This is a genomic window from Bartonella sp. AD328YNZD (genome assembly GCF_042196425.1).
This window is the reverse complement of sequence record NZ_JBHIQG010000692.1, coordinates 1-776: the sequence shown is the minus strand read 5'-3', so window position 1 is coordinate 776 and position 776 is coordinate 1. Positions and strand designations below refer to the sequence as shown.

Annotated in this window: 2 pseudogenes; both read right to left on the bottom strand. The window is 42.8% G+C overall.

Features of this window, described 5'->3' with window-relative positions:
- Positions 1-261: pseudogene (locus ACFIO3_RS14505) on the bottom strand (hypothetical protein); the annotation flags it as partial.
- Between the two features lie 11 nt (positions 262-272).
- Positions 273-776: pseudogene (locus ACFIO3_RS14500) on the bottom strand (phage portal protein); the annotation flags it as partial.

Genomic DNA, 776 nt, shown 5'->3' with positions numbered 1-776 from the left:
AAGTTCAATAGCCAATTCACGCGCTTCAATGGCGCTTTGTTCTGCCTTTTGGCGTGCTTGCCGCTCTTGCTCTAGTTTATCAGATTCTATTACATCAGAATTTGGCTGCTCCTGAAGTGGTTCTACAGCTGGCTGTTCAGAACTTTCCTCTGCATCAAAAACTTCCTCAACTGGTTCTGGCTCGACCAACTTAACAGCATTATCACTGGCAAAATGTTCATCATAGATTGCTTGTTCTTCAGGCGTAAACTCTTCTTCCATATTCTGTCCCTTCAATGTGTTATTATATTTCTTGTCAAAACTCGATAGTGTTCCAACTGTGCCTGTAAAGCTTTGCGTTCTAAATCACGCTGCGCTATCTCATTTTTTGCCTGTTGAAGTTCGAGCTGCATACGCGCTTGTTCTTGTTTCAAGAAAAGTTCGATATTTTTCTGCTGCAATGCCGTTTGTTTCTGCTGCGCATCAAGTTGATAGAGTGTGCTCTTTGCTTGCGCTTCTTGCTGTAAAACAGCAATCTTTGCTTGTTGCTCTGGAGTTAATTGTGCTCCTTGGCTTTGTTGCATCATCTGCTGTTGCTGCTGTTCTTGTTGTTCCTGCTGTGCTTTTGCCGTTAAATTTGCTACCAATGTTGCCGGTAGTGGGGAAAGCTTTAAAAGATCTGGAATCATCTCCGGTGTTAAGAAACCACCAAGCAGCGGCAACATCTGCGTAATTGCTGCAAAAGTTTTCTCTTTTTCATTGGGGCTTGTCGGTGAATCATCAACAATAATGTCGTA